Here is a 229-nt window from a genome sequence, read left to right as displayed (position 1 = left end):
TGGCCATGTCCAGGCCGGCGCCGCCGATCAACTGGTCGGCACCGCCGCCGCCAATCAGCACGTCATTGCCCGCGCCGCCGACGATCATGTTGTCGCCGGCATTGCCGGTGCCGGTGAAATTGCCGGTGCCGGTGTAAGTCAGCTTTTCAATGAACGGGTCCAGGGTCGCCGTCGGCGCACTGCTGCGCAGCTCATCGTAGCCACCGTTGTCCTGTTCAATAACCTTCAC

The 229-nt window shown here is 63.8% G+C and carries 1 pseudogene; it reads right to left on the bottom strand.

What is annotated here, in order from left to right:
* Window positions 1-229, bottom strand: a pseudogene (locus tag WLY71_RS31140) (calcium-binding protein); the annotation flags it as partial.

Source organism: Pseudomonas rossensis (assembly GCF_039888995.1).
GTDB lineage: Bacteria > Pseudomonadota > Gammaproteobacteria > Pseudomonadales > Pseudomonadaceae > Aquipseudomonas > Aquipseudomonas rossensis.
The sequence above is the reverse complement of the archived record's forward strand: the minus strand, read 5'-3'. Positions and strand labels throughout refer to the sequence as shown.